Origin of the sequence: Eubacterium sp. 14-2 (assembly GCF_000403845.2) — a bacterium.
In the GTDB taxonomy this organism is placed as follows: domain Bacteria; phylum Bacillota; class Clostridia; order Lachnospirales; family Lachnospiraceae; genus Petralouisia.
The window spans coordinates 1,368,294-1,393,807 of sequence record NZ_KE159567.1 but is presented as its reverse complement, the minus strand read 5'-3'; the positions used below and the strand labels follow the sequence as shown (position 1 = coordinate 1,393,807).

Annotated in this window: 28 protein-coding genes; 10 read left to right on the top strand and 18 right to left on the bottom strand. The window is 45.3% G+C overall.

Translation table 11 applies throughout. The features are described from left to right. Nucleotides 1-406: 406 nt before the first annotated feature. The 5 genes from prfA to rho form a co-directional block, all read right to left on the bottom strand. Nucleotides 407-1,483 carry a peptide chain release factor 1 gene (prfA, locus tag C805_RS13590; protein ID WP_016214446.1) on the bottom strand — a complete coding sequence of 359 codons (1,077 nt, stop codon included), beginning with the start codon at nt 1,481-1,483 and terminating at the stop codon, nt 407-409. Nucleotides 1,484-1,497: 14 nt separating this feature from the next. After that, nucleotides 1,498-2,340 carry a peptide chain release factor N(5)-glutamine methyltransferase gene (gene prmC / locus C805_RS13585; protein ID WP_016214445.1) on the bottom strand — a complete coding sequence of 281 codons (843 nt, stop codon included), beginning with the start codon at nt 2,338-2,340 and terminating at the stop codon, nt 1,498-1,500. Next, nucleotides 2,337-3,269 (bottom strand): DUF1385 domain-containing protein, encoded by a 933-nt coding sequence (locus C805_RS13580; protein WP_371197621.1) that lies wholly within the window; start codon nt 3,267-3,269, stop codon nt 2,337-2,339. The genes prmC and C805_RS13580 overlap by 4 nt, the downstream gene beginning before the upstream one ends. 267 nt (nt 3,270-3,536) lie before the next feature. Continuing rightward, complete coding sequence (gene rpmE, locus C805_RS13575; protein WP_016214443.1) at nt 3,537-3,743, bottom strand: 50S ribosomal protein L31; 207 nt, start codon at nt 3,741-3,743, stop codon at nt 3,537-3,539. 174 nt (nt 3,744-3,917) lie between these two features. Continuing rightward, complete coding sequence (gene rho / locus C805_RS13570) at nt 3,918-5,621, bottom strand: transcription termination factor Rho (protein ID WP_016214442.1); 1,704 nt, start codon at nt 5,619-5,621, stop codon at nt 3,918-3,920. 222 nt (nt 5,622-5,843) lie between these two features. On the opposite strand from rho, the gene C805_RS13565 reads away from it, so the two are divergent. The 3 genes from C805_RS13565 to C805_RS13555 are packed head-to-tail and all read left to right on the top strand — an operon-like array spanning nt 5,844 to nt 8,459. Further along, on the top strand, nt 5,844-6,998 hold the full coding sequence (locus C805_RS13565; protein WP_016214441.1) for an NAD(P)-dependent malic enzyme: 1,155 nt from the start codon (nt 5,844-5,846) through the stop codon (nt 6,996-6,998). Nucleotides 6,999-7,002: 4 nt separating this feature from the next. Then, nucleotides 7,003-7,938 carry a tRNA modification radical SAM protein MnmL/YtqA gene (locus tag C805_RS13560; protein ID WP_016214440.1) on the top strand — a complete coding sequence of 312 codons (936 nt, stop codon included), beginning with the start codon at nt 7,003-7,005 and terminating at the stop codon, nt 7,936-7,938. A 5-nt stretch (nt 7,939-7,943) separates the two neighbouring features. Beyond that, nucleotides 7,944-8,459 (top strand): DUF4364 family protein, encoded by a 516-nt coding sequence (locus C805_RS13555; protein WP_016214439.1) that lies wholly within the window; start codon nt 7,944-7,946, stop codon nt 8,457-8,459. Nucleotides 8,460-8,807: 348 nt separating this feature from the next. Here the strand turns inward: C805_RS13555 and C805_RS13550 are convergent, their stop codons facing one another. The 7 genes from C805_RS13550 to C805_RS13530 all read right to left on the bottom strand — a co-directional run bounded on the left by C805_RS13550 (nt 8,808) and on the right by C805_RS13530 (nt 14,931). After that, entirely contained in the window at nt 8,808-9,221 is a 414-nt protein-coding gene (locus C805_RS13550; protein ID WP_016214438.1) for a hypothetical protein, read from the bottom strand. A 258-nt stretch (nt 9,222-9,479) separates the two neighbouring features. Continuing rightward, nucleotides 9,480-10,148: a flavin reductase family protein gene (locus tag C805_RS0105090; RefSeq protein WP_016214437.1), complete on the bottom strand. Its 669-nt coding sequence runs from the start codon at nt 10,146-10,148 to the stop codon at nt 9,480-9,482. Nucleotides 10,149-10,152: 4 nt separating this feature from the next. Beyond that, entirely contained in the window at nt 10,153-11,808 is a 1,656-nt protein-coding gene (locus C805_RS13545) for a putative manganese-dependent inorganic diphosphatase (protein WP_016214436.1), read from the bottom strand. 24 nt (nt 11,809-11,832) lie between these two features. Beyond that, a complete protein-coding gene (locus C805_RS13540; RefSeq protein ID WP_016214435.1) occupies nt 11,833-13,242 on the bottom strand; it encodes a hypothetical protein in 1,410 nt (469 codons plus the stop codon). A gap of 159 nt (nt 13,243-13,401) precedes the next feature. After that, nucleotides 13,402-13,845, bottom strand: a complete 444-nt coding sequence (locus C805_RS13535) for a hypothetical protein (protein WP_022751080.1) — start codon at nt 13,843-13,845, stop codon at nt 13,402-13,404. 287 nt (nt 13,846-14,132) lie between these two features. Next, entirely contained in the window at nt 14,133-14,285 is a 153-nt protein-coding gene (locus tag C805_RS25810) for a FeoB-associated Cys-rich membrane protein (RefSeq protein WP_016214433.1), read from the bottom strand. Between the two features lie 364 nt (nt 14,286-14,649). Then, nucleotides 14,650-14,931 (bottom strand): hypothetical protein, encoded by a 282-nt coding sequence (locus C805_RS13530; protein WP_016214432.1) that lies wholly within the window; start codon nt 14,929-14,931, stop codon nt 14,650-14,652. Between the two features lie 200 nt (nt 14,932-15,131). Here C805_RS13530 and C805_RS26685 point away from each other — a divergent pair, with 200 nt between their 5' ends. The 3 genes from C805_RS26685 to C805_RS13520 all read left to right on the top strand — a co-directional run bounded on the left by C805_RS26685 (nt 15,132) and on the right by C805_RS13520 (nt 17,095). After that, entirely contained in the window at nt 15,132-15,413 is a 282-nt protein-coding gene (locus C805_RS26685) for a hypothetical protein (RefSeq protein ID WP_196811065.1), read from the top strand. A gap of 233 nt (nt 15,414-15,646) precedes the next feature. Beyond that, the gene (locus tag C805_RS13525) at nt 15,647-16,369 is read left to right on the top strand and encodes a sensor histidine kinase (protein WP_242832687.1); all 723 of its coding nucleotides are present in this window, start codon (nt 15,647-15,649) and stop codon (nt 16,367-16,369) included. Between the two features lie 6 nt (nt 16,370-16,375). Next, a complete protein-coding gene (locus tag C805_RS13520) occupies nt 16,376-17,095 on the top strand; it encodes a LytR/AlgR family response regulator transcription factor (RefSeq protein ID WP_016214429.1) in 720 nt (239 codons plus the stop codon). Between the two features lie 222 nt (nt 17,096-17,317). On the opposite strand, the gene deoD is transcribed toward C805_RS13520, so the two are convergent. The 3 genes from deoD to C805_RS13505 all read right to left on the bottom strand — a co-directional run bounded on the left by deoD (nt 17,318) and on the right by C805_RS13505 (nt 19,223). Then, nucleotides 17,318-18,037 carry a purine-nucleoside phosphorylase gene (gene deoD / locus C805_RS13515; protein ID WP_031201026.1) on the bottom strand — a complete coding sequence of 240 codons (720 nt, stop codon included), beginning with the start codon at nt 18,035-18,037 and terminating at the stop codon, nt 17,318-17,320. Between the two features lie 152 nt (nt 18,038-18,189). Continuing rightward, complete coding sequence (locus C805_RS13510; RefSeq protein WP_016214427.1) at nt 18,190-18,504, bottom strand: AzlD domain-containing protein; 315 nt, start codon at nt 18,502-18,504, stop codon at nt 18,190-18,192. After that, nucleotides 18,501-19,223 (bottom strand): AzlC family ABC transporter permease, encoded by a 723-nt coding sequence (locus C805_RS13505; protein ID WP_016214426.1) that lies wholly within the window; start codon nt 19,221-19,223, stop codon nt 18,501-18,503. The genes C805_RS13510 and C805_RS13505 overlap by 4 nt, the downstream gene beginning before the upstream one ends. Before the next feature lie 195 nt (nt 19,224-19,418). On the opposite strand from C805_RS13505, the gene C805_RS13500 reads away from it, so the two are divergent. Then, nucleotides 19,419-19,679 carry a hypothetical protein gene (locus tag C805_RS13500; RefSeq protein WP_016214425.1) on the top strand — a complete coding sequence of 87 codons (261 nt, stop codon included), beginning with the start codon at nt 19,419-19,421 and terminating at the stop codon, nt 19,677-19,679. A 140-nt stretch (nt 19,680-19,819) separates the two neighbouring features. On the opposite strand, the gene C805_RS13495 is transcribed toward C805_RS13500, so the two are convergent. The 3 genes from C805_RS13495 to C805_RS13485 form a co-directional block, all read right to left on the bottom strand. After that, nucleotides 19,820-20,422, bottom strand: coding sequence for an HAD family hydrolase (locus C805_RS13495; RefSeq protein ID WP_016214424.1), 603 nt, complete (start codon nt 20,420-20,422; stop codon nt 19,820-19,822). A gap of 10 nt (nt 20,423-20,432) precedes the next feature. Then, nucleotides 20,433-21,716, bottom strand: coding sequence for an adenylosuccinate synthase (locus tag C805_RS13490; RefSeq protein WP_016214423.1), 1,284 nt, complete (start codon nt 21,714-21,716; stop codon nt 20,433-20,435). Between the two features lie 178 nt (nt 21,717-21,894). Next, nucleotides 21,895-22,806 (bottom strand): LysR family transcriptional regulator, encoded by a 912-nt coding sequence (locus C805_RS13485; protein WP_016214422.1) that lies wholly within the window; start codon nt 22,804-22,806, stop codon nt 21,895-21,897. Nucleotides 22,807-23,000: 194 nt separating this feature from the next. On the opposite strand from C805_RS13485, the gene C805_RS13480 reads away from it, so the two are divergent. The 3 genes from C805_RS13480 (at nt 23,001) to C805_RS27005 (ending at nt 25,505) form a co-directional block, all read left to right on the top strand. Continuing rightward, the gene (locus C805_RS13480; protein WP_016214421.1) at nt 23,001-23,651 is read left to right on the top strand and encodes a trimeric intracellular cation channel family protein; all 651 of its coding nucleotides are present in this window, start codon (nt 23,001-23,003) and stop codon (nt 23,649-23,651) included. Between the two features lie 12 nt (nt 23,652-23,663). After that, nucleotides 23,664-24,998 carry an MATE family efflux transporter gene (locus C805_RS13475; RefSeq protein ID WP_016214420.1) on the top strand — a complete coding sequence of 445 codons (1,335 nt, stop codon included), beginning with the start codon at nt 23,664-23,666 and terminating at the stop codon, nt 24,996-24,998. Nucleotides 24,999-25,196: 198 nt separating this feature from the next. Further along, on the top strand, nt 25,197-25,505 hold the full coding sequence (locus C805_RS27005) for a transposase zinc-binding domain-containing protein (RefSeq protein ID WP_242832665.1): 309 nt from the start codon (nt 25,197-25,199) through the stop codon (nt 25,503-25,505). Nucleotides 25,506-25,514 lie beyond the last annotated feature (9 nt).

The window sequence follows — 25,514 nt, the reverse complement described above, 5'->3', positions numbered from 1 at the left end:
TCCTCGCTACACGTTAAAGAAATGTTACCTGTTATACCGTAAGGAATGTACCTCTTCTTCTCTTAAACTTCCTTTCCCCTTATAATTCAGGGAACTATTACCTGTTCAGCTTAAAATCGCTCCAATTCAATCGTAAGGCTCGAAGTACCTCCATAAAACCGCACCTACATCTTGAAAATATCCCTCAACTCAGCATAAAATAGGCATTTCTAAGCAAAAAAGAACATATATTTTTACAAGGCTATGCATACATCCATACTACCAAAATAGGGGTAGACAGTGCATCCATGCAACCGGAAAAACAAAAAAGACGGTCGATGAAGCTGTCCATGACCGTCTTTTACCCATATTTATTCAATTCCCGTTTTAGCCGGATATCCCCAGAAACCCAGAAAAATCAAGGCCTTCAGCCCTTATCCTCAAAGCTGCTTAACTTCGCCGCCTGGTCGGCTGCCATACAGGCGTCCAGAATCTCCTGTATATCCCCGTTCATTACTTTATCCAGCTTGTACAATGTCAGATTTATCCGGTGATCTGTCACTCGTCCCTGCGGGAAGTTGTAAGTTCTGATTTTCTCAGAACGGTCTCCGGTACCAATCTGGCTCCTTCTGGCTTCTGCTTCTGCGTCATGCTGTTTCTGGCATTCCAAATCGTAAAGTTTTGCACGAAGCAAGGCAAACGCCTTGTCTTTATTCTGGAGCTGAGATTTTTCTGTCTGGCTGTATATCACGATTCCCGTGGGATAATGGGTCAGGCGCACTGCAGAATCTGTAGTATTGACACACTGCCCGCCATTTCCCGACGCACGCATAACGTCAATCCGGATATCCTTTTCATCAATAACCACGTCCACTTCTTCTGCTTCCGGCATAACCGCAACGGTAATGGTAGAGGTATGAATCCGTCCGCCCGATTCCGTTTCCGGCACCCTCTGCACCCGGTGTACACCAGATTCATATTTCATCACAGAATAAGCTCCCTGCCCGGCAATCATAAAGGTCACATTCTTCATACCGCCGATGCCGATTTCCTCACATTCCACTGTTTCCACTTTCCAGCGTCTTCCTTCTGCGTAATGGACATACATACGGTAAATTTCTGCCGCAAACAATGCTGCTTCATCTCCTCCTGCTCCCGCACGGATTTCCACAATCACGTTTTTGTCATCGTTAGGGTCTTTGGGCAGCAGCAGGATTTTCAGTTTCTTTTCCAGTTCTTCTATTTTCTTTTTGGAATCGTTTAATTCTTCTCTGGCCAGTTCCCGCAGTTCCTCGTCACTTTCATCCTCTAACATGGCAAGAGAATCCTCTGCATTCTGCTTCGCCTGTTTGTACTCTTTATAAGTTTCCACTATGGGCGTCAGGTCACTCTGTTCCTTCATCAGTTTGCGGAAACGGCCGGTATCATTCGCCACATCCGGCTCGCTTAACTGATTCATAATCTCTTCAAACCGCAGAAGAATATCCTCTAATTTATCAAACATTTTTCTCTTCCTTTCTATTTTACTCCCGGCAGATTACCGCAGACCACCCGGTCATTGCCTGCAAGGTCCTGAATTACCTTTACATTTCGAAATCCGTGTTTTTCCATCAGAACGGCTACCCGTGCTCCCTGGTCATACCCCACTTCAAAATACAGATATCCATTGGATTTTAAAAACTCTCTTCCTCTGCACACAATTTTCCGATAAAAGGCAAGACCGTCTTCTTCACCGTCCAGCGCCTCCGCAGGCTCAAAATCCCGGACTTCCGGCATCAGCTCCGAAATCACTCCTGTAGGAATATAAGGAGGATTGGAAATAATCATATCAAAGGTCCCGCTAATATTCTGAAACAGATCGCTGCGCACCAGTTCCACCTCTGCCTGATGATTTCTGGCATTCTCCTTTGCAACCAGGAGGGCCTGTTTGGAAATATCACTGGCTGTTCCTCTGATTTCCTTTCCCCCATGTTTCAGAAGACTTATGATAATGCACCCGGAACCGGTACATAAATCCAACACTTCCATACCGGGCTCCAGAATTTTCAGCGCCTCTTCCACCAGAGTTTCCGTATCCTGCCGCGGTATCAGCACATGGGAATTTACTTTAAATTCCAGCCCCATAAATTCCTGTACTCCGGTAATATACTGCAAAGGTACATGCTCTGCCCTCTTTTTCAGCAAAAACTCATATTCCTGAAAGGCTTCACCCTGCATTTCCTCCGGAGCACGGAGATAATACTCGCTTTTATTCATTTTACAGACATATTCCATCAGATACCAGGCATCCGGCTTATAGTCTGAAACTCCTGCCTTTTTCAGCAGTTCTCTGCCATAACGCAACGCTTCTCTCAGTATCATGGCCCTTCCCCTTTTATGGATTCCAGGTATTCTTTCCAGTCAAATACCGCCTCCACAGAGGCAATCCCCACTTCAATCATTTCTTCATCCGGTTCTTTCGTGGTCAGCTTCTGCATCCACAGCCCCGGCTTGCTCAGAATATTAATCAGGACATTTTCACTTCTTCCTGCCAGCCGGATAATTTCATAGGAAATCCCCGCAATCAGAGGCACTATGGCCAGCCTTAACACAAGGCGGAGCACTCTGGAATCCACCCGGATAAACATTGTGGCAATAATTGTAATAAGCACAACAAAAAACAGAAAACTGGTTCCGCAGCGCTTATGTTCCCTGGAACTTTTTCTGACATTTTCCACAGTCAGTTCCATCCCGTGTTCAATACAGTTAATACATTTATGTTCTGCACCGTGATACATAAAAACACGTTTTATATCTTCCATTCTGGAAATCAGCAGAATGTATGCCAGAAAGATAATAAGACGCATGGCGCCTTCTATCAGAATCACCACTGTTTCCGAAGAAATAAATTTCTGAAACAGTAAAGAAAGATAAAAGGGAAGCACCATGAAAATTGCCAGCGCAAGCACAATGGACAGGCCAATGGTCATTCCCATTTCCAACCGTTCTTTTTTACTGTTCTTTTCCTTTTCTTCTGTTCCCGTTTCTTCTGCTTCCTCCTCAAAAAAAGAAGCTGAAAACGTAAGACAGGACATGCCAAGTATCATGGATTCCAGAAAATTTATAATTCCTCTTATAAAAACCAGATTCCGAATCACATTGTTTTTGCATATTCCCGCATACTCTCTTTTTTCTACAATAATCTCATGATCCGGCTTACGGACTGCCACAGCATAATGGTCCTTGTTTTTCATCATAACGCCTTCCATGACAGCCTGCCCGCCAATTCCGGAATAAGCCAATATTTTCACCCCTTCGCATTATTTTTTATTCTACAGGAAGACACTTTCACACTTTAGTATGACAAGGTCTTTCCTGTTAGAAGAACAAAGCGGACAGGTCCGCTTCAACTCCCTGAATCCCTCACTCATGAGAGACCTGGACGGTTTGCTGCGCCGAGTGCGGTCGCTTTAGCGTGACAAGGTCTTTCCTATAAGATAAAAACAGAGGATGTCCCATAAAAAGACATCCTCCCTTTACCGCTCATACATAACTGCTCACGGTCCCTGTCAGTGATTTTACTGATTATTTATGCCATATTTCTTATTGAACTTATCAATACGTCCACGAGCCTGAGCCGCTTTCTGCTGTCCGGTATAGAATGGATGGCATTTGGAACAAATTTCCACATGAATATCCTTTTTGGTAGAACCTGTAACAAATGTATTTCCGCAGTTACATGTCACCGTTGCCTGATAATACTCTGGATGGATTCCTTCTCTCATGATTTTCACCTCTTCACACTGTATTTTAAATCTGATTCATGGATTCTTCACATTTAATACTGCTTACACAACAGCTTTGTCATTATATCATAATTTTTCCATATATGCAAGTTCTTTTGAGAAATTCCTGTAAAATTAATGACAGTTCTGTCTGCCCCCTGATAAAACGTATTATCATAAAAGTTTCGTTTTCTTTATCATCTGGCAGAATTCCCGGTTATTACCGGTACGCACAAACAGATTCAGTATACTTTCCACCGCTTCGTCCGCCTTCATGCCATTGATTGCCCGGCGCATGATTTCCACTGCTTCCTGTTCTTCCCGGTTCAACAGCAAATCCTCTCTCCGGGTACCGGATTTTGTGATGTCCACCGCCGGAAAAATCCTTCGCTCTGACAGTTTCCGGTCCAGAATCAGTTCCATATTGCCGGTTCCTTTAAATTCTTCGTAAATCACATCGTCCATCCGGCTTCCCGTATCCACCAGCGCCGTTGCCAGAATCGTAATACTTCCGCCCTCACGCATATTACGGGCTGCTCCAAAAAAGCGCTTCGGCATATGTAAGGCCGCCGGATCTATACCGCCGGACAGAGTTCTTCCGCTGGGCGGAACAATCAGGTTATATGCCCTGGCCAGACGTGTAATGCTGTCCAGAAGAATCATCACATCTTTCCTGTGCTCTACCAGACGCCTGGCCCGCTCAATTACCATTTCAGATACCCGTTTGTGGTGTTCCGGCAATTCATCAAAAGTAGAATAGATAACTTCCACATTTCTCCCTTCAATGGCTTCCTTGATATCTGTCACTTCCTCCGGGCGTTCATCAATCAGAAGAATGATCAAATGCATATTGGGATTGTTTCGGGTCACAGCCTTGGCCACCTGTTTTAAAAGTGTTGTTTTTCCTGCCTTCGGCGGAGATACAATCATACCGCGCTGGCCTTTTCCAATGGGAGAAACCACATCCATAATCCGCATGGCCACAGCGCTCCTGTCTGTTTCCAGACGGATTCTCTCATTGGGGAAAATGGGTGTTAAATCTTCAAAATTGGGACGCTTCAGGATTTCCGACGGATGATTTCCGTTGATACTTTTAATATACAAAAGGGCGCTGAATTTTTCCTGCTGAGTCTTTACCCTGGTATTACCATGAATAATATCTCCGGTTTTCAGTCCGAATTTACGAATCTGAGAGGGAGAAACGTAAACGTCATGATCTCCGGGAAGATAATTTTCACAGCGGATAAATCCATATCCGTCAGGCATAACTTCCAGAATTCCATGAGCGCTGACTCCGCTGTCCAGCTCAGGATTGTCAATCTCAATCCCATCCACAGTAATAATCCTGGAAGGCCGGCGCTCTGTCTCCCTGGGCTGCATTCTCCGTTCTTCCGATGGCTGCCTTCGTTCCTCCGGAGCCTGTATTCTCCGTTCTTCCGATGGCTGTCTTCGTTCCTCCGGAGCCTGCAATCTCTGTTCTTCGGGCGGCTGAACCCTGCGTTCTTCCGGAGGCTGCTCTTTCCGTTCTTCGGAACTCCTCGTTTTCCGTTCCCCGGCAGCCTGCACTTTTTTATCCTCTTTCTTCTTCTCTCTTCCGCCCTCTGATATATGTTTTTCTTTCCCGACCTCTGTTGTCTGTGTCTGCTTCTCTTTCCCGTCCTCTGATTCCGGTATCTGTTTTTCTTTCCCGTCTTCTGTTGTCTGTATCTGCTTTTCTTCCGTATTATCCTCCTGATTTTCACTGGCAGCCTTCTCATCTTCTCTGAGCATTAACTCCACCAGTTCTTTTTTCTTCAATCCGGAAAGATGCCTCAGGCCTCTCGCTTTCGCTACCTCCCGCAACACCGTTACTGATAAACTCTCATACTTTTCTCTCATTTCCTTCTCCTTTTGACTGCCGTTATTTGGGAATCTCTGTCAGACCAGACAACGATTTTACTTTGCTTAAGAACTCGCAAAGCAAATTTCAATAAGCTACATTATACACTATCTTTTTGCAAATAGGAAGTCCTTTTTTCTTGATTTGTATTTTTTTTCATGCTATGCTAAAAGGACCGGATAAAATGGAAATTTTAACAGAAAGAAAAGGAGCGGTTCATTATGACAACCAGTGAAAAAGCAGTTTTTCTGCATAAAGAATGGAACGGTAAAATCGAGACCACTTCCAAATCTCCCGTGAAAAATCGGGAAGATTTGTCCATTGCCTATACCCCTGGGGTGGCGGAACCATGCAAACTGATTGCGGAACATCCCGAAGACGCCTATGTATACACCATGAAGGCCAACACCGTGGCTGTAGTTTCAGATGGAAGCGCCGTTCTCGGCCTTGGCAATATCGGCCCTTATGCCGCCATGCCTGTTATGGAAGGGAAATGCGTTCTGTTCAAAGAATTTGGCGGCATCAATGCAGTTCCAATCTGTCTGGACACCCAGGACACGGAAGAAATTATCAAAACTGTCACTTATCTTGCTCCCGGTTTCGGCGGCATTAATCTGGAGGATATTTCTGCCCCCCGTTGTTTTGAAATAGAAGAACGTCTGAAACAGACATTGTCTATCCCGGTATTTCATGATGACCAGCATGGTACAGCCATCGTGGTCCTTGCAGGCATTATCAACGCCCTGAAAGTAACAGGAAAGGACAAAGAGCACTGCCGGGTGGTGGTAAATGGTGCAGGTTCCGCAGGAATCGCCATTTCCAGACTGCTTCTGACTTATGGTTTCAGACATCTGACCATGTGCGACCGCCACGGTATCATTCACAAAGATTATCCTGATTTAAACTGGATGCAGCAGAAAATGACAGAACTCACCAATCTGGAAGGAAAAACCGGCACACTGGCAGACGCTCTGGCAGGCGCAGATATTTTTGTGGGAGTTTCCGCTCCTGGCATTGTGACTTCGGAAATGGTGGCTTCCATGAATCAGGACGCTATTTTATTCGCCATGGCCAACCCGGTGCCGGAAATTATGCCGGACCTGGCAAAAGCTGCCGGGGCAAAAGTTGTGGGCACAGGCCGCAGTGATTTTCCCAATCAGGTCAACAATGTGGTAGCTTTCCCAGGCATTTTCAAAGGAGCGTTGGAAGGACGGGCTTCTCAGATTACGGAAGAAATGAAACTGGCTGCTGCCAGAGCAATTGCAGATCTTGTACCGGAAGATCAGCTCAGTGAAGATTTCATTATGCCGGAAGCCTTTGACCCCCGGGTTGCCCAGGCAGTCAGTCAGGCAGTGAAATCCCATATTTCCAGGTAACGCTATGTTCTGGGACGAAAAACGCTACTATTCCGTGGACTGCTATCTCAAACGTACTTTTGGCGAAAAAGTATATCGTCTGTCCTTAAACGGAGGCATGACCTGTCCTAACCGGGACGGCACACTGGGCGGCCGGGGCTGCATTTTCTGCAGTTCTGCGGGAAGCGGTGATTTCGCCCAGAAAGGCTGTCTTCCCATAAGGGAACAGCTGGCCCTTGCCAGAAAACAGATGCAGGAAAAACGGAACTGCCGGAAATTCATTGCCTATTTTCAGGCTTACACCAACACCTATGCCCCGGTGGAATACCTGCGGCAGATTTTTACAGAAGCCATTGCCGACCCGGATGTGGTAATCCTGTCCATTGCCACCCGGCCGGACTGCCTTTCGGATGAGGTTTTAAATCTGCTGGATGAATTAAACCGCCGGAAACCTGTCTGGATTGAACTGGGACTCCAGACCATCCATCCTCGGACCAGCTGCTTTATCCGCAGCGAATTTACACTGGAATGTTTTCATAATGCTTTACAGCGCCTTGCCCGGCGGAAAATTCCCGTCATCGTCCATATCATTCTGGGGCTTCCAACTGAAACCAGAGCACAGATGCTGGAGACTGTTTCCCATGTGGCTCACCTGCCTGTATTCGGAATCAAACTGCAGCTTTTGCATGTATTGTCTGATACCGACCTTGGTATATTATATCAGAAACATCCGTTTCCGCTTTTTTCTCAGGATGAATACTGTGAACTGATTGCAGACTGTCTGGAAATTCTGCCGGAAACCATGACCATACACCGGCTTACCGGAGACGGACCAAAAAACCTGCTGATTGCTCCTGAATGGAGCAGCGCCAAACGCAGCGTTCTGAATCAGATTCAGAAAACTTTAAAATGCCGGGATACCTGGCAGGGAAAATATTACGTTCCAATTCATAAGGAGTGAAAAAAATGGCAGAAGCCCTGACTCAATACAAACTGATTGTATTATATATGCTGGACCATGTGGATTTTCCACTGACCAACACACAGATTTCCAATTTTGTCCTGGAAAATGAATATACCACCTATTTTACCATTCAGCAGGCTATCAGTGAACTGACCAGCGCCGAACTGGTTCAGCCGGAATCCACCCACAACAACACCTGTTATCATATTACCCCTGCGGGAAGAGAAACTCTTTCCTATTTTCCGGACAAAATATCTGATGCCATTAAGACAGATGTGCTCTCCTATTTCGCACAGAATAAAATACAGCTAAAACAGGAAATTTCTGTTCTGGCAGATTATGATAAAACCACTTTTCAGGAATATGCTGTCCGCTGCCGTATCAAAGAAAAAGAACGCTCTCTGATAGATCTGACTATCACGGTCAGAACGAAAGAGCAGGCGGAAGCCGTCTGCTCCAACTGGAAAAAACAGAATGAAGAAGTGTATGGTTATCTGATGGATTTGCTTATGAAATAAAAAAAGGCCCTGTCACGTTTCAGCGTGACAGGGTATTTCCTATAGAAGAACAAAGTGGGCAGGCCCACTTCAGCTCCCCTAACCCCTCACTCATGAGGGGCCTGGACACTTTGCTGCGCCATTTGCGGTGCGTCAGAGCATACGCAGTATGCTGAACGTATCGCGTTTTAGCACAATTGCGAAGCAATATTTTACCTCTTGTGCGAGTACCCTCGCTTCGCTGAGGCAGACCCTGCGCATATTATTTTTCTCTTATAGGAAAGATACTTTCACGCGTTAGTGTGACAAGGTCTTTCCTATAAGAGAACAAAAAGCCCCGCAGAACTCCGCGGGACTTTTGTATAAAAATCATTCTTCCTCATTATCCAGAAACCGCATTCTGTGATCGTCTGCACCTTCCTGGAAGGCTGCAAAACCTGCTCTCTCCAGATTATTCAGCTCACGATAACATTTCTGGCAAAGATGTCCGAACGTGATTGGTGTTCCACAGTGTGCACAATGAAGGGCATCGAGCTTTTCTTCCTCTTCCTTATACTCAATTCTTCCCTCTGTAATCCACTTCTTAACCAATCTCCGCGGAATATTAAAATATTCCGCCACCTGATATTCCGTTACATCCCCGGCACGGATATACTCCTTCACCTCAGAAAACAACTGATTTTCTTTACAGGCGGGACACAGTTCGTCTTCATAATCCAGTGGAAGGGCGCCACGGCATATTGAACAAAATTTCACATTTTCAAATAATAATGCTCGTTCCAAAAAAACCACTTCCTTTACTTTTACTTCTTATACTTCCGGTCTGCCATTCCGCCAATGGCAGCCATATCCTTCCTGTTATGCTGCTATGCACACTATAACAGCATCCATCTGTATTATATCATTTTTCGTATGATTCTTCTACTGTTTTCTGATATTTTTCGGTAACAGTAAAGCCCTGAATATATGCAGATTTCCCGGAACCTGCATAATGCGGATGCTATGGTTCCTGCTCCCCTGGAATGTTCCGTTCAGATATTATCAGCGCTTTCGAATGCTGTAACCAAAGGTTCCAAGTACATGGTTCAGATCAAAATATTTTCCATGGGAATATACCATGGGCTCCGCCTGTTCCAGATGGAATGCTCCTTTTTTGTCCATATAAATTTCCGACACATGAACTGCCACAACTTCTGCCAGAAACATATGATGGGAACCAAGGGGCACACATTCTGTTATTCTGCACTCAATATTTACCGGACTTTCCCCTATCAGAGGCGGAGCAACTTCTGCCCCTTTCTGTCTCGTCAGATGCAGTTCCTGAAATTTGTCCACTTCCCTGCCGGACTTCACCCCGCAGTAATCTGTGGCAAAAGCCAGTTCTCTGGTGGTCAGATTCATTACAAACTCCCCGGTTTCCTGAAGCATATGGTAAGAATAACGCTCCGGGCGCACAGAAATGTATACCATAGGCGGGTTGGTACATACCGTTCCCGTCCAGGCCACGGTAATGATATTGTCCCTTCCCTGCTTATCTGCTACCGTCACCATCACTGCCGGAACCGGATAAACCATATTGCCAGGTTTCCACTGCTGTTTTTTCTGAACAGCCTTATGTACTGCGGAGCCATGGCCTTTCGGAAATTGCTTTGCTGCTGATTTCCGGCCGGTTTTTGATTGATTTTTCATCACAGGTTTCCTGTTATTCATACTGCTATTTCTCCTGCAGAGTAAGCATCAGGGCCGGAATCAGCTGTTTCTTCCTGGATACCACGCCTTTCAGCCACAGACTGTCTCCCCGATCAACCGCATGGCCATGAAAAGCCTTCTGAGCAGTTTCTTTTGCCGATTCTCCCACAAATATAATTTCCGAGCTCTCCTCCAGAATATTGGTGAGCATCACATAAATCATATCCAGTTTCCGCTCATGGCGCACCTGTTGGATATATGGCATCAGTTTTTCCTTCACTTCCTGCAGTTCTTCATCACTCATGGCGTTGAGCTGGCCTACGCCAAACTCCATTTCCTCCGTGGAAAAAGTTTTAAAATCCTGATTTAAAATCTCTTCGGCAGTTTTCGCCTTGAAATTACTTCCTGCCTGGAACATTCCTCTGGCGTGTTCTTCAATTCCAATTCCTGCCAGCTCCGCCAACGCTTCCGCGGCCATTTTGTCCACACTGGTACAGGTAGGAGAACGGAACATCAACGTATCAGAAATAATCGCAGAGCACAAAAGCCCCGCAATATGCTTCGGAACCTCAACTCCCTGTTCCTGATACATCTGATAAATAATCGTGGAGGTACATCCCAGAGGCTGATTTCGGAAAAACACCGGTGAAATGGTTTCCAGGCTTCCCAGTCTGTGATGGTCGATGATTTCCAGTATTTCTGCCTCATCCACCCCTTCCACCGCCTGGGTTTTCTCATTGTGATCCACCAGAATAATCTGCTTCCGCTTCATGTTCAGCAAATTTCTGCGGGAAATCATACCCATATATCTTCCTTCTTCGTCCAGTACCGGAAAATCCCTGTGACGTTCCCTGGACATGATTTCTCTCACATCATCCACATATTCTTCCATTTCAAAAGTAACCAGATTTTCCCGGCGCATGAAATATTTCACCGGCATACTCTGATTGATCAGTCTTGCCACAGTATAAGTATCGTATGGGGTGGTGATAATCACACAGCCTCTGTCCTCCGCCAGTTTCTGTATGGTTTTGGAGACTTTGGCATCAGAACAGACAATGAGACAGCTTGCATTCATTTCAATGGCGCAGAGCTGAACCTCATACCGATTCCCCAGAATTACCATGTCATCATCCTCGATATACTCTTCCATCCGTTCAGGACTTTCCGTAGCTGCCACTACTTTTCCTCTGATGAAATATCCGTGGGCATTTCCCACAAATACTTCCCCTTCAAGGGTTTCCGCAATATTTTTATACTGAGTTCTGGCTTTGGCCAGTATCCGGTTATCGTACACATCCATATAGGACGTGGCAATATCTCCTGTAATAATCAGTCCCTCCAGCAATCCGCTCTGGCTTGTAATGGGAAGGGTTACCACATTCTGCGCTTTCATGGTCTCCCAGGCCGTTTTCAGGGAAATATGGCTGCTGATACCGGATGTTTTGCGGATTTCGATATCCTGTACCTGGGCTCCCACATCCGACACATATTCCGGTACGGGAACCTGAAAATATTCCAGCACATACCTGCTTTCTTCATTAATCTGTCCGGCACGCCTGGCTTCATATCTGGCATTTCCAGTTTTATTTTTCAGATCTGCATAGGCAATGGCTGCGCAGACAGAATCAGTATCCGGGTTTTTATGCCCGATGACCCATATGCTTTTTTCCTGTTCCATTCAGTTCCCTCACTCTGCTGTTTATTAAAAAACTCCAAGCAGATGCGCCGCAATTCCGGCAACTCCCGCAAGATTTACTGCTGTCAGAATCAGTATTGCCTTAAAATATCCTTTTACAGCATTCATACTGCTCTGTCCAAGTTCCACCGTTTCTGTTTTCTTCTCCAGTTCTTCAATTAATGTCTGAACATTACGGTAGCATTTCACATTCTCATTATGAACCTTTTCACTGAGTTCCGCCTTTACCTCATCCAGTTTATCTGCAACTTCGCTCCGGGTAAGTTCTGTGATTTTTGCAACCTCTCCGCCAATTTCTTCCAGTTTTTTGGCAAGCTCTTTTTGAGTGGTATCTGCAAAACCGGAAAAATCTGCCTTTGTGTCCTCCAGCCTGCCTGTAAGATCTGCTTTCGTGTCCTCCAGCCTGCCTGTAAGGTCTGTTTTCGTATCCTCCAGTCTGCCTGTAAGGTCTGCCTTTGTATCTTCCAGTCTGCCCGTAAGGTCTGCCATCAGTGTTTTCAGCATTCCTGTCTGGTCATCAAATTTCCGCTCCATCTGGTCCGGAATATTCTGAAGCCTCTTATCCACTGCTGCTGACATGTTTTCCATTCTCAGGTCAACCACTGCGGACATATCATGCATTTTCTGACCCACCAGTTCTGATATGTTCTTCATTTTTCTGTCTACTACACCGGACATATCCTGTGCTTTCCGGTCCACTGCAGCAGCAATTTCTTCCAGTCTGTAATCCGTGATTCCGGCTGCCTCCTGCATTTTCTGGTCCACTGTCCCGGCAACTTCTTCCAGTTTCCGGTCCACCGTTCCCGCAACTTCTTCCATCCTGCGGTCCGTGGTCCCTGCAATCTCTCTCAGTTTGCTGTCTGTGGTTCCCGATACTTCTCCCAGTTTCCGGTCTACCGCAGCGGTAACTTCCTCCAGTTTCCGGTCTACCGTTGCAGTGACTTCCTCCAGCTTCTGGCTCGTAATTTCGGCATTCTGCCTCATATTCTGTTCCATAGCTGCAATTCCCTGTCCGGAAACCCTGCTCAGTTCTTCTGTCTGACCGGAAATTTTCTCGTCCAGCGTTCTGATTTCCGAATGGACCGTTTCATCCATCACTTTAATCTGTGCGTCAATTCTGGTAATCAGAGTATCAATCTGTCTTTGTACTGCCTGTACCAGCAGATCTGCTTCCTGCTGCTGTTCTTCCAGTACCTGCTGAAACTGCCTGGCCTGCTCCTCCCGTTCTTCCAGTACCTCCTGAAGTTCGTCCACTTTATTTTCCTTGGTTACCAGAATATTCTGGAGCTGCTTTGCTTTTTCTTTAAATTCATCAATCTGTTTCAGCAGAAAATCATCCTGCTGCATTCTGCTCAATATCTTCTCCCGTTCCGCATCCTGATCTTTGACTCGCATCTGTTTCTGTAACTTATCCATAATATTTCCTATTTTTCCTCCCGTATTTAAATTCCATATGCCGGACGGACAGCACCCATATCTCAGGCATATAATCCTGCGGTGCAGAATTCTTTTTACATTGTAGCATTTCGCATACTCTTTTGCAAGGAATTGATTTTTCAGGACGTCATTTATATTTTATGGTATGTAATTCTGTATCTGATCCTTATATTTGTCATACAGTCCCTGCAGCTTTTGCTTATCTTCTTCACTTATCTGGCCTTCCGCCAGATTTTTCAGTCCCTCCGTGTCGCCGCCTGCCGCCAGATTCGCAGCCTGCCTGATATTTTCCGGCGAAATATACTTTTCCGCAATTTCCGTTATCTTCTGTACATCCTCTTCATCCATCTGCTGTTCTATCTGAGCTGCGATGTCGGAAACATCTGTTTCCTGTCCATTAATCCGAACCGTCTGTCCGATCTGCGCTTCCAGCATTTTCCTGCCGATTTCCACAGCTGCTTTCGTCTTTATCTCCTGCACAATCACATGGCGTCCTGCAAACAGCGCCCCTGCCGCCACTACCAGAACGGTCGTGACAGCCAGCAGTGCCATGTGTTTTCTCCGCTTTTTCTGCTTTCTCATTAAAAATACCTCCTGACAGTCAAAAACCCCGCAGCAATCTGAAGAATATCAAACCTGACATGCTTCAGGCTGCAGGGGTTCTCAGCGTGTTCTGATTTCTATTTTGCTGCACGATATCCGGCAAACAACGCTCCTGCCGCTGCCAGAACCACCATAATCAAAATAAGACCTTTTTTCTTTCGCATAAAAACACCTCCTGAACTGATATTATAATAAAACTTATGCATGTTTATCATAACATAATTTCAGAAGGCGTGTCTTACGACTTTCTTAATATTTTATAAACTTTATATGTCCCGCTGGCCAGAACAGCTCTTCCCGCAGCCGCTGCAGCCGCTGCAGCCTCCGCTGCATTTTCCCGCTTTTTTATCTCTGTATATCACAGCCACTGCCCCTGCTGCAATGATTAATACGATTCCGCCCACAATAAAGGTTCCCATTGCAATTCCTCCTGTTCTTTCTGAGAATGGTTTTCATTTACAGTTAGTATATGCTAACCAAAGGGAAATGTCAAGAAGATAAGCGGATAACTTTCCTGAGAGGCCCAGGGGGGCCTCTGTTGATTTTTAAAGTGTCAAACATTTGTTACACTGGTCGCAAATAATTTCCAGGTACCTCATCTGGTGATTTCCAGACTGACGGCCTCATGGGAAAGCTGTTGTAGTCCCTGCGGTTGTATTTCTTTGCTATATTTCTCCTATGTATGTGAAAATTTTTGTTATAACCTGCCGTGTTTATGTTTGTTCCCAGACGTTTTAGTAATCTGCTCCTTTAAAGATATTTGACCTGCAAAATGATTACTCGTTATTTTTCATTCCCATCATCTTTACTTTTTTCCTTCCTGATCAATCCATGATAAAACAGCATGGCACAAACTGCTGATATTGTACCTGTCGCTGTCTGGTCTAAGTGAATGTCGTGCATGTTACAAAACATATTGATTATCATTAAAGCAACCAATACCACCGCTGCTACAGCAGCCCCTTTTAATAAATGCTTCATATCTTCCTGTTTCCTTTCCAAAATAAATTTATTTACTGCAAAATAGTATACCAGAGAAAACAGCAATTCTTTCAAAACAGTCATGAAATGCCCCAATTCATGAATAAATGCGTTTTTTCTTTTACAGAACACGCACTTATTCGTCATTTTTGCAGAGGGTAGTTGATATAAAGAATGGTATAAAGTATAATCAGGGAAGTAAATATCGAAAGAAGGAATATATTGAAATGTTACTATCTTTTTTTCGGCTTTCCCTTGCTATCCGCAATGTATGGCCTCAGCATATGAACTTCAAAGCATTTAGCGTTCTTTATATACTGCTGTTGGCTGCTGGAATGCCTGTAACGCTCCTCGCCTGTGTTCCATACGGTTTGTTCGGTATTCTGGTGGCAGTATGTATTTATGGGTTGATAGCCTGCCGTGACACTGCACCACAGAATGTTTTTATGGGTATGACTGGATGTATGCTTGCCGTTGTGACAGAGAATCTGCTGGCAAATTTTCTTTATATACTGATTCCCTCACCTTTATCAAATCAGTGGTATTTTTTTACGGCATTGATTTGATTTATACTTTGCTGTTTTATTGGATTACGCTGGTTTGCGGCAAGCTGCTGAAAAAAGTATTCCTGTCTGGCAAAGGCATTTTGCGTCTTCCGCAGACATGGTATGTGATAGATGCTGCATTACTGCTCCTTATAACCATCTATCTGTTTGATAATCTGATTCCAGGACAAAACGGCTCTGTCGGCAAAATGATATATAATAATGTCTTACACATTTCAGGGTATCTGCTTGTGATGTGTTGTTTACTTCTGGCTATGCGCCGCTCTTATCTGGAACAGGTACAGACTGAAGCAAAGCAGAAAGCCATGCAGGACTTACAGGACTACACACGGAATTTAGAAGCCATGTATAACAGCCTGCGCTCCTTTAAGCATGATTATGTTAATATTCTGCTCTCTCTATCTGGTTATATTGAAAATGGTGATATGGACAGGTTAAAGGATTTTTTTGAAAGCAGAATCTTCCCAACGAAGAATCTGATTACAGGGGAAGATTACAAGTTGAACCAGCTTAGCAACATCAGTGTGCTGGAAATCAAAAGCCTGCTCTCAGCAAAAATGATTTACGCCCATGAATCAGGGATTGACATCACCATTGATATTCCCGACAAAGTGGAAAGTTTTCTGATAGACACAGTAGACCTTGCCAGAATACTGGGAATCTTTTTAGACAATGCGATTGAAGCCACATTGGAGACAGAACAGCCGCAAATAGGCTTAAATATCATCCAGAATAAAACTGGTGTATCAATCATCATAAGCAACCGCTTTCAGAATAACGGTGTAATGCTGCATAAATTAAAACAAAATGGTTTTAGCACAAAAATCGGGCATCAGGGAATCGGGCTTGGGAACGCCCGGAAAATTATCAGTTCTTATGACAACGTGCTATTAGAAACAACAATGAAATGCGGCTATTTTACACAACACGTAGAACTTACTGACAGAAAGGAATGACATCATATGTTAGATATCTTTGTATGCGAAGACAACGCCGCACAGCGGCAGACTGTTGTAAATATCATTCAAAATATTGTTCTGATAGAAGAATTAGATATGCAGCTTACTTTAGATACAGGAGACCCTTATATGTTGTTGGAAAAAGTCAGGACCAGCCAGAACACAGGCATTTATTTCCTTGATATTGATTTGAACAGCAACATGAATGGAATGAAGCTGGCACAGCAAATCAGATTATATGATCCTCGTGGTTTCATCATATTCATAACAGCACATTCAGAACTGAGCTATATGACTTTTCAGTATCGGGTAGAGGCGATGGACTTTGTATTAAAAGACAACCCTGCCGAAGTAAAAGTGAAACTCAGAGAATGTCTGTTAAATGCAATGGAGCGGCATACGCTCCAAACCAACAAGACACATAAAGTCTATACCCTTGAAGCTGGCGGACGAAAAATCAGCGTAGATTATGATGATATTTTATTTTTTGAAACCTCCAGCAATATCCATAAAGTCATTCTCCATGCAAAAGACCGCCAGATTGAATTTCCCGGCACCTTAAAAGAACTAACAGGCGCATTGGACAGCAATTTTGTGCGTTGCCACCGGGCATTTATAAGAAACAAAAATAATATAAAAGAAGTTGACACTAAAAATCGAATCATCCATTTTACCAATGGAGAAACTTGCCTGATGTCCACACGCATGATGAAAGGGCTTTAAAGAAATTGTCAATACTGTCATCTTCACATTAAAATTGCATTGTTTGATGAAAATAAGGGTGAGGTTTTCCCCACCCTTATCTTTTACATTTGAATCATTTCCTCGTCTGCAATCTCTCCTGCACAAGCCCTTATGTTATTAAGACGTTGCAAAATCCAAACTTTTGGATTTTCTGAAGCCAGCACAGCCAGTCCTCGGATTTCAATTGTTCAGTCACACCTTTTACACCCGGCGTGCTGTTTCCAGCGCAATCTCAATCATTTTTCCAAATCCTGTCTGCCTCTGTTCCGAGGTAAGCTGCTCCGGCCTGTAAATATGGTCGGAAATGGTCAGAATACACAATGCCCGTTTCCCTGCTCTGGCCGCATTCAGGTAAAGGGCGCCGCTCTCCATCTCCACCGCCAGCACGCCCATTTTTCGGAAACAGTCTTTGCTGTTCGGCCGGTCTGTATAAAATGCATCTTCTGACAGAATATTCCCAACTCTTACCGGGGTCCCCAGCTCTTTTGCACTTTCTACTGCTGTGCTCAGCAAATCATAATCTGCCAGAGGGGCCAGATGTCCGGGGCAGTCAAACTGATCCGGATAATCTGAAACAATGGAAGCCCCCATCCCGATTACCACGTCCAGCACATTTACATCATCCAGAATGGCTCCCGCCGAGCCTACCCGGATAATATTGTCCACATCATAAAAATTATACAGCTCATAGGAATAAATTCCTATGGAAGGCATTCCCATGCCGGAACCCATCACAGACAGCTCTTTTCCTTTGTAAAGCCCTGTATAGCCCAGCATTCCCCGTACCCGGCTGACACATCTCACCTGCTCCAGATACGTCTCGGCGATATATTTTGCCCGCAGGGGGTCTCCCGGCATTAACACCGTTTTTGCAAAATCTCCGGCTTTTGCCTCAATATGGGGTGTTGGTATATTTGACATGATTTTTCCTCCCTTCCCGTAAATCATGGTTTTATTGTAACACGGTTTCCGGTCACTGTCACTTCGATTTATCGTGGAAGTTTTCACTTCCCCGGTAAAAACAGCCATATGGCCCGCCATCCGCTGCTCCTTCGGCTGTACATAATGGAAATTTACAGGCCGGGAATCAGTCCCACCGCAAAAGCTGTTACGCTGGCGCAGGCCGCCACAGTAAACAGTCCTTTTCCCCGCCAGGCCGCCGCAAAAGCTGCTGCCACTCCGGCAAGGGCTGTCACCAGGGAACCGGTGGCATACAGTACCGCCGGAAATGTCATTGCTCCCAACACTGTATAGGGAATATAAGCCAGAAAGGAACGTACATACCGGTTCTCAATCTTTTTGCGAAATGCCACAAAGGGAAGCACCCGGATGAGATAGGTGACCCCGAACATTACCAGCAGATATATCCAGAAATTTCCTGATTTCATTGGGTTTCCTCCTGTCCGTTATTTTCTGTTTCCTCTTCCATGGGAAAACATATGGCTCCCACTGCCGAGGCGGCCACTGCGCAGATAATAATGGCAAAACCCTGGGAAATCCCCCCAAACAGAGGGATATAGCAGATACAGCAGCTCAAAACCACTGCCAGTATCACCATTTTCAGAATTTTTCCATTCTTTTTCATGGCCGGCACAATAATAGCAATAAACATTCCGTATATGGCAAGGCCAAGGGCGTCGCTGACCTGTTTCGGCAGTATGTTCCCGCAGACTGCCCCAACCAGTGTCCCCACTGTCCAGCCCAGATAAGGCAAAGATGCAAGACCTGCAAAATAACGGCTGCTGACCTCTCCCTCCCGGCTCATGGCCACTGCAAAAATTTCATCTGTATTCGCAAAACCCAGGATCAGCTTTTTGCCGGCCCCGAACCGGCTTTCCACTTTCTGGGATAAGGAAATGCTCATCAGTGCATATCTTAAGTTAATTACAAACTGGGACACCGCCATTTCCAGGTAAGAACCTGCGGCGGCCATCACTGTAATTCCTGCAAACTGTCCGGCGGAAGTCATGTTCATCATGGAAACCAGCAGAGCCTCCCACCAGCCCAGGCCAGAGGAGGCGGCCGCCAGCCCGAAGGTAAAGGAAACGGAAAAGTATCCAATTCCAATGGGGCTTCCATCTTTTATTCCCTGTAAAAACTGTTTCATTCTATTATCCTCTCATTTGTTATACTGAACAGTTCCCATTATATTACGCCGGCTGTTAATTATCAATATTTTCCCTGGCTGATTTTCCTCTGAAAAATTTTCTTGCCAAACCTCTCTGTTCAGGCTATGATAAGAATGAAATATAAGCCATATGTATGATTTGTTTGCGCAACTGGCGCAGAAATGGAGGAAATCATGAAAAAAGTACAGCGTATCCTGGCGGTGCTCGGCGTTATCCTGCTCCTGGGCCTCTACCTTATCACCCTGATTTTCGCCCTGCTGGGGAAAGATTTCTTTCCCATGTTCATGGCGTCTCTTTTTTCCAACTTTGTGCTCCCGGTACTCATCTGGACCTACGGGTTTGTCTACCGTCTGATTAAGAAAAATTCTTCCTCCAGAACCGAAAGGGATCAGGTTCCGACTTCCGAAAGCAGCAAAGACACCTCTTCCGTATAGACAATATGCAGTTCATCCTGTCTGTCTGATGAACTGCAAAAAGGCATCACAGACCTGCCATGATGCCCCTTACATTATAAACTGTCTTCTGCAGTCTCTATGTCACTGCCCGAACAGCAGAATTATTCTGTCCTGTGTATTTATTCCACACCCAGGCTCCGCAGTTCTTCTTCTGCCTGAGATTTTGTGTGAAAATGAATGGTAGCCATGCCAAGCTGGTTTGCTGCAATAATATTGCCCCGGTTATCATCCAGAAACACGCATTCCGTGGGGTCCAGATGATACTTTTTCAGCAGCGCTTCATAAATCTCCGGTTCCGGCTTGACAGCCTGTACCTCATAGGAGAAGATGGCACCGTCCACCTCCTCCACAAAAGAAAGCTCTTCTATGCTCTGAGAATAAATCCTCCTGGGATAATTGGAAAGAAGGTATACTTTATAGCCCTGGGCCTGCAGGCTCTGAATCCAGTCATGAGCATACTCATACCGTCTGATACAGCTGCCAAGATTATCCCAGAACTGCATAATTTCTTTCTCACAGTCCGGCGCTTTCTCCAGAAAACCTTTCAGTATCTCCTCGTCTGACATTTTGCTCCGGTCAAATTCATTCCACAGCTCCGACAATACGGTGGCACCGGCCACTTTCTCATAAATTTCCGGCGGAAAATTCAGGGCAGACATAAATCCCTGCCAGTCAAAATCCACCAGCACCTTTCCCACATCAAACACAATATTCTTTATCATACTTTTCCCTTTATTTTCCATTGCGGTAAATAATATCCTCCCTGCCTGGTCCATTGGAAATCATGGTTATGGGGAATCCGATTTTTTCCTCCACAAACTCAATGTATTTCCGGCAGTTTTCCGGCAGTTCTTCATACTTTCGAATGCCCCGGATATCGCACTTCCATCCCGGAAGGGTTTCCAGTACCGGTTTTGCCTTTTCCAGTTTGGCAGTGGCAGGAAATTCCGTGGTGATTTTCCCGTCAATCTCATATGCCGTACACACCGGAATTTCATCCAGATACCCCAGTACATCCAATACCGTAAAAGCCACGTCGGTGGTTCCCTGAATCCGGCAGCCATATCTGCTGGCCACAACGTCGAACCAGCCCATGCGTCTCGGCCGGCCTGTGGTTGCTCCGTACTCTCCGCCGTCGCCGCCCCGGCGCCGCAGTTCGTCTGCTTCCTCTCCGAATATCTCGCTGACAAAGGCTCCTGCCCCCACTGCGGAGGAATATGCCTTGCATACGGTAATAATCTTTTTAATTTCATAAGGCGCAATTCCGGCCCCGATTGCCCCGTAAGCTGCCAGTGTGGAGGATGAAGTTACCATGGGATAAATTCCGTGATCCGGATCTTTTAAGGAACCCAGCTGACCCTCCAGCAGAATATTTTTCCCTGCATTTACTGCCTCCCACAGGTATGCAGAGGTATCGCATACATATGGCTCCACCATGGTTCTGTACTCTTTCAGCTCTTTCAGTAAATCTTCCGGTTTCAGCAGAGGTTTGTGGTACAGGTGCTCTAACAACACATTTTTCGTCTCACAGATACGCTCTGCTTTTTCTTTCAGGGCCTCTTCTTCAAACAGTTCGCTGACCTGGAATCCGATTTTCGTATATTTATCTGAATAAAAGGGCGCAATTCCTGATTTGGTGGAACCGAAAGATTTTCCTCCCAGACGTTCCTCCTCATACTGGTCGAACAAAATGTGATAGGACATTACCATCTGAGCCCGGTCAGACACCAGAATCTTCGGCCGGGGTACGCCTCTGTCCACAATGGACTGAATTTCTTCAAAGAGTACCGGAATATTCAATGCCACTCCGTTTCCGATAATGCTTGTGGTATGATCATAAAATACTCCGCTTGGAAGGGTGTGCAGTGCAAATTTCCCATAGTCGTTGACAATGGTGTGGCCCGCGTTCGCTCCTCCCTGGAACCGCACAATAATGTCCGCCTCTTTTGCCAGCATATCGGTAATTTTCCCTTTTCCCTCGTCTCCCCAGTTTGCACCAACAATTGCATTTACCATTTAAAGCTCCTCCTTATTTCCCTTCTGTTAAAGGGAATCTTTTGCTCTCTGTTCGTTACTTCCTGGACTATACCGGAAATTTTCCCGGCACCAGTTTAGTATACCTCAATTTTTTATATAAGTAAAATCAATGTTTATTATATTCAATATAAAATTCACTTATGTTTTTTATTTCTTTTCAGAAAGAACCATACTTTTCCGGCAGAGCTTCTGTCATTTCCAGCAGCTTTCCCACAGCAGGAGGTACTGAAATCCGCTCATCTGTTACCACGCAGAATTCCCTGGAAGGAATCTTCTCATCAAATTCCAGTAAAAACAGCTCTCCTGTTCTCAGAAATTCTTCTGCAAAATCTTTCACCACACTGGCAATTCCCATTCCTTTTCTGGCAAACTGGATTAACATATTGCTGGTGGCCAGTTCAAATTCCGGAGAAAGTACCACATGGTTTTTCTCCAGAAATCCATCTACATAATTCCTGGTGGAGGTATTTTTTTCCAGACAGAGCACCGGCAGATTTTCCAGTTCCCGGTAAGCAAGAACCCGCTGCTGCAGCCGGCTGAATTTCTTTCCTGCCACAAATACGTCTTCAATCCGGCGCACTTTTTTCACATTCCAGCCCCGGCGGCTGTTTAAGGGGGTGCTCACCACGCCGAAATCAATTTTTCCGTCCTGAAGATGCTTCAGTGTCTCCGGCGTGGGTGCGTTGGTCACCGCCACCTTAATGCCAGGATATTTTTCATGAAACTGTTCCAGCACCTCCAGAAGATAAAACTGCAGTGTCATATCACTGGCTCCGATTCGGATTTCTCCCGTTTCCAGATTCAGCATTTCCCGGAATTTCCGCTCTCCCTGCCGGATATACTCATATCCCCGCTGCACAAAGGAATAGAGCATTTCTCCTTCCGGAGTGAACCGGACCCCTCTGGGATTTCGGACAAACAGGGGACTTCCCAGAGAATCCTCCAGATGCCGGATTGCCTGGCTTACCGCAGGCTGTGAAACGGACAGTTCTTCTGCTGCCATCGTAATGCTTCTGGCTTTTCCCACGTAATAAAAAATTTTATAATATTCCAGATTGATATCTACCATAAAATAACGCCTCTGTCCCTGTAGACTGGACTCTGTATCTGTTCTGTTTTCCTGTTGCTGTGGTATCTTTTCATTATACAGGAGGTCTGACCAAAAAGCGATACTTTTCCGTCTGTTATTCTGTTATTTTTCCATTGTATTTTACTCCTGCATTCTGTATAATGATAGAATTCAGATATTCAAAGGAGTGTTTTATGTCTTATTCAGAATTTTTTATTTTCCTTCTGGAAATCATCGGCACCATTGCCTTTGCTTCCTCCGGCGCCATGCTGGGCATCCGGAAAAACATGGATATTTTCGGCGTCAACGTACTTGGAATTACCACTGCAGTGGGAGGCGGCTGTGTCCGGGATCTGCTTCTGGGCATCCATCCGCCTAAAATGTTCCAGAATTTCGCCTATGTGGGAACGGCCATTCTGACTTCCTGCCTGCTGTTTTTCCTGTTCTACCTGAAAAAGGAACTGCTGGAAAGCACTTTTCTGGAGCGTTACGAACGTCTGATGAGCACGCTGGATGCGGTGGGTCTTGGGATTTTTACCATAATGGGTATCCGTACTGCCATGGAGCTGGAAAGCGGCCACAGCCAGAATCTGTTTCTTCTGATTTTTGTAGGCGTAACAACCGGTATCGGCGGCGGCATGATGCGGGATATTATGGCGGGAAATACACCTTTTGTTTTTATCAAACATGTATATGCCTGTGCGGCACTGACTGGAGCTTTTCTGTATATTTTTCTGTATTCGCTGATTCCGGATATTGCCGCCATGCTCATCAGTTCTGCCGCTGTTGTAATTATCCGGCTGCTGGCAGCCCGTTACCGCTGGAATCTGCCCCGTATTCGATAAGGAGGATTTAATATGACAAAAGATATGACAACGGGAAATCCCTGGAAAATCATTATTTTCTTTTCCATCCCCGTACTGCTGGGCAATTTGTTCCAGCAGTTTTACAATATGGCTGACGCTGTGATTGTGGGACAGTTTCTGGGAGAGGATGCCCTTGCGGCAGTTGGCTCCACCGGCTCCATTATGTTTCTGGTGCTGGGTTTTGCCATGGGAATTGCACAGGGATTCGGGGTTCTGATTTCTCATGCATTTGGAGCAGGAGATGAAAACCGCCTGAAGCATTATGTGGCTGTTTCCCTGGTTCTGGGCCTTGTGGTATCAGTTCTTATCACTGCCCTGACCATTACGGAATCCAGAAATCTGCTGCTGTTTATGAAAACCCCGGATAATATTCTGGACATGGCAAATGATTATATTACCATTATTTACGGCGGAATTATCGCCACCATGGCTTTCAATATTTCCGCTTCCATATTAAGAGGCGTGGGGGACAGCAAAACCCCTCTGTATTTCCTGATACTGGCCTCTTTTTTAAATATCCTGCTGGATTTATTCTACATTGTGGTGCTCCGTTCCGGACCGGAAGGAGCTGCCTGGGCAACGGTAATCGCTCAGGGGTTATCTGCCCTGCTTTGTTTTCTCTACATGTTTGCCCGAATAGACCTGCTGAAACTGCACCGTAAGGATTTTTATTTTGACTGGAAAAGTATCCGGGATCTTTTATCTGTTGGTATCCCCATGTCCATCAATTACTCTGTCACTGCGGTAGGTGTTATGATTTTACAGGGAGCTGTGAATGTATTCGGCTCCAGTGTGGTGGCTTCCTACACTGCCGCCTCCAAAGTAGAGAATCTGGCCACTCAGACCATGCCTGCACTGGGAACCACCATGTCCACTTACTGCGGACAGAACCTGGGCGCCAGAAAATATGAGCGTATTTTTGACGGTATGCGAAAGGGCTTTCTCCTGGTACTGGTGATTTCTCTATTGGGGACTGTCATCACTGCAGGCTTTGGAAAATATATTGTATGTCTTTTCCTGAAAAATCCTTCCGAAACAGTTCTGGGATACGCGGTCACTTATCTGAACATTGTTTCCTGCTTTTTTGTACCCCTGGCCATGATTTTTCTCTACCGCAGTTCTCTGCAGGGACTGGATCAGAACTTTGTTCCTGTTATGAGCGGCGTTCTGGAACTGATCTGCCGGGTATTTGTCATTGCACTGTTTCTGGAACCTTTCGGTTATCAGGCCGTATGCTATACCAATCCTGCTGCATGGGCTGCAACCGGTATTCTTCTGCTGATCACCTATCTGTTCTGGAAGCGGAAGGTCCGCAGGCTGCTGTAATTTAAAGTGACAGGGTCTTTCCTGTAGAAGAACAAAGTGGCAGGCCCACTTCAGCTCCCCTGCCCCTCAATCATGAGGGGATTAGGGGTTTCTTTTTGTGCCTCTTTCCCTCATAATAATCTTATGAATGTATGACAGAAAATTTTTACTGACTATTATGAAGAAATTAAATATACTCTTCATCCCAGAAATACTGAGATGGAAAATATCGATAGGATGATCAACTGTGGTGATCCTTCTTTTGGAGGGGGCATGTACGCCTGCACTCATTGCGGAAAACTCAAATTCGTTCCTTTTCGATGTCACAGCCGTTTTTGCCCTTCCTGTGGAAACAAATATTCCATGGAACGCACCACCAGTATGTCCTTTAAACTGGTTAATCTCCATCATCGTCATTGCGTCTTTACTATTGATGAAAATCTTCGTGATTTCTTTTTGTATGACCGTTCCATGCTCAACTGTCTCTTCCATTCTGTCATCAGTGTTGTTTCTCGTATGTTTTTTTAATTAAGATAA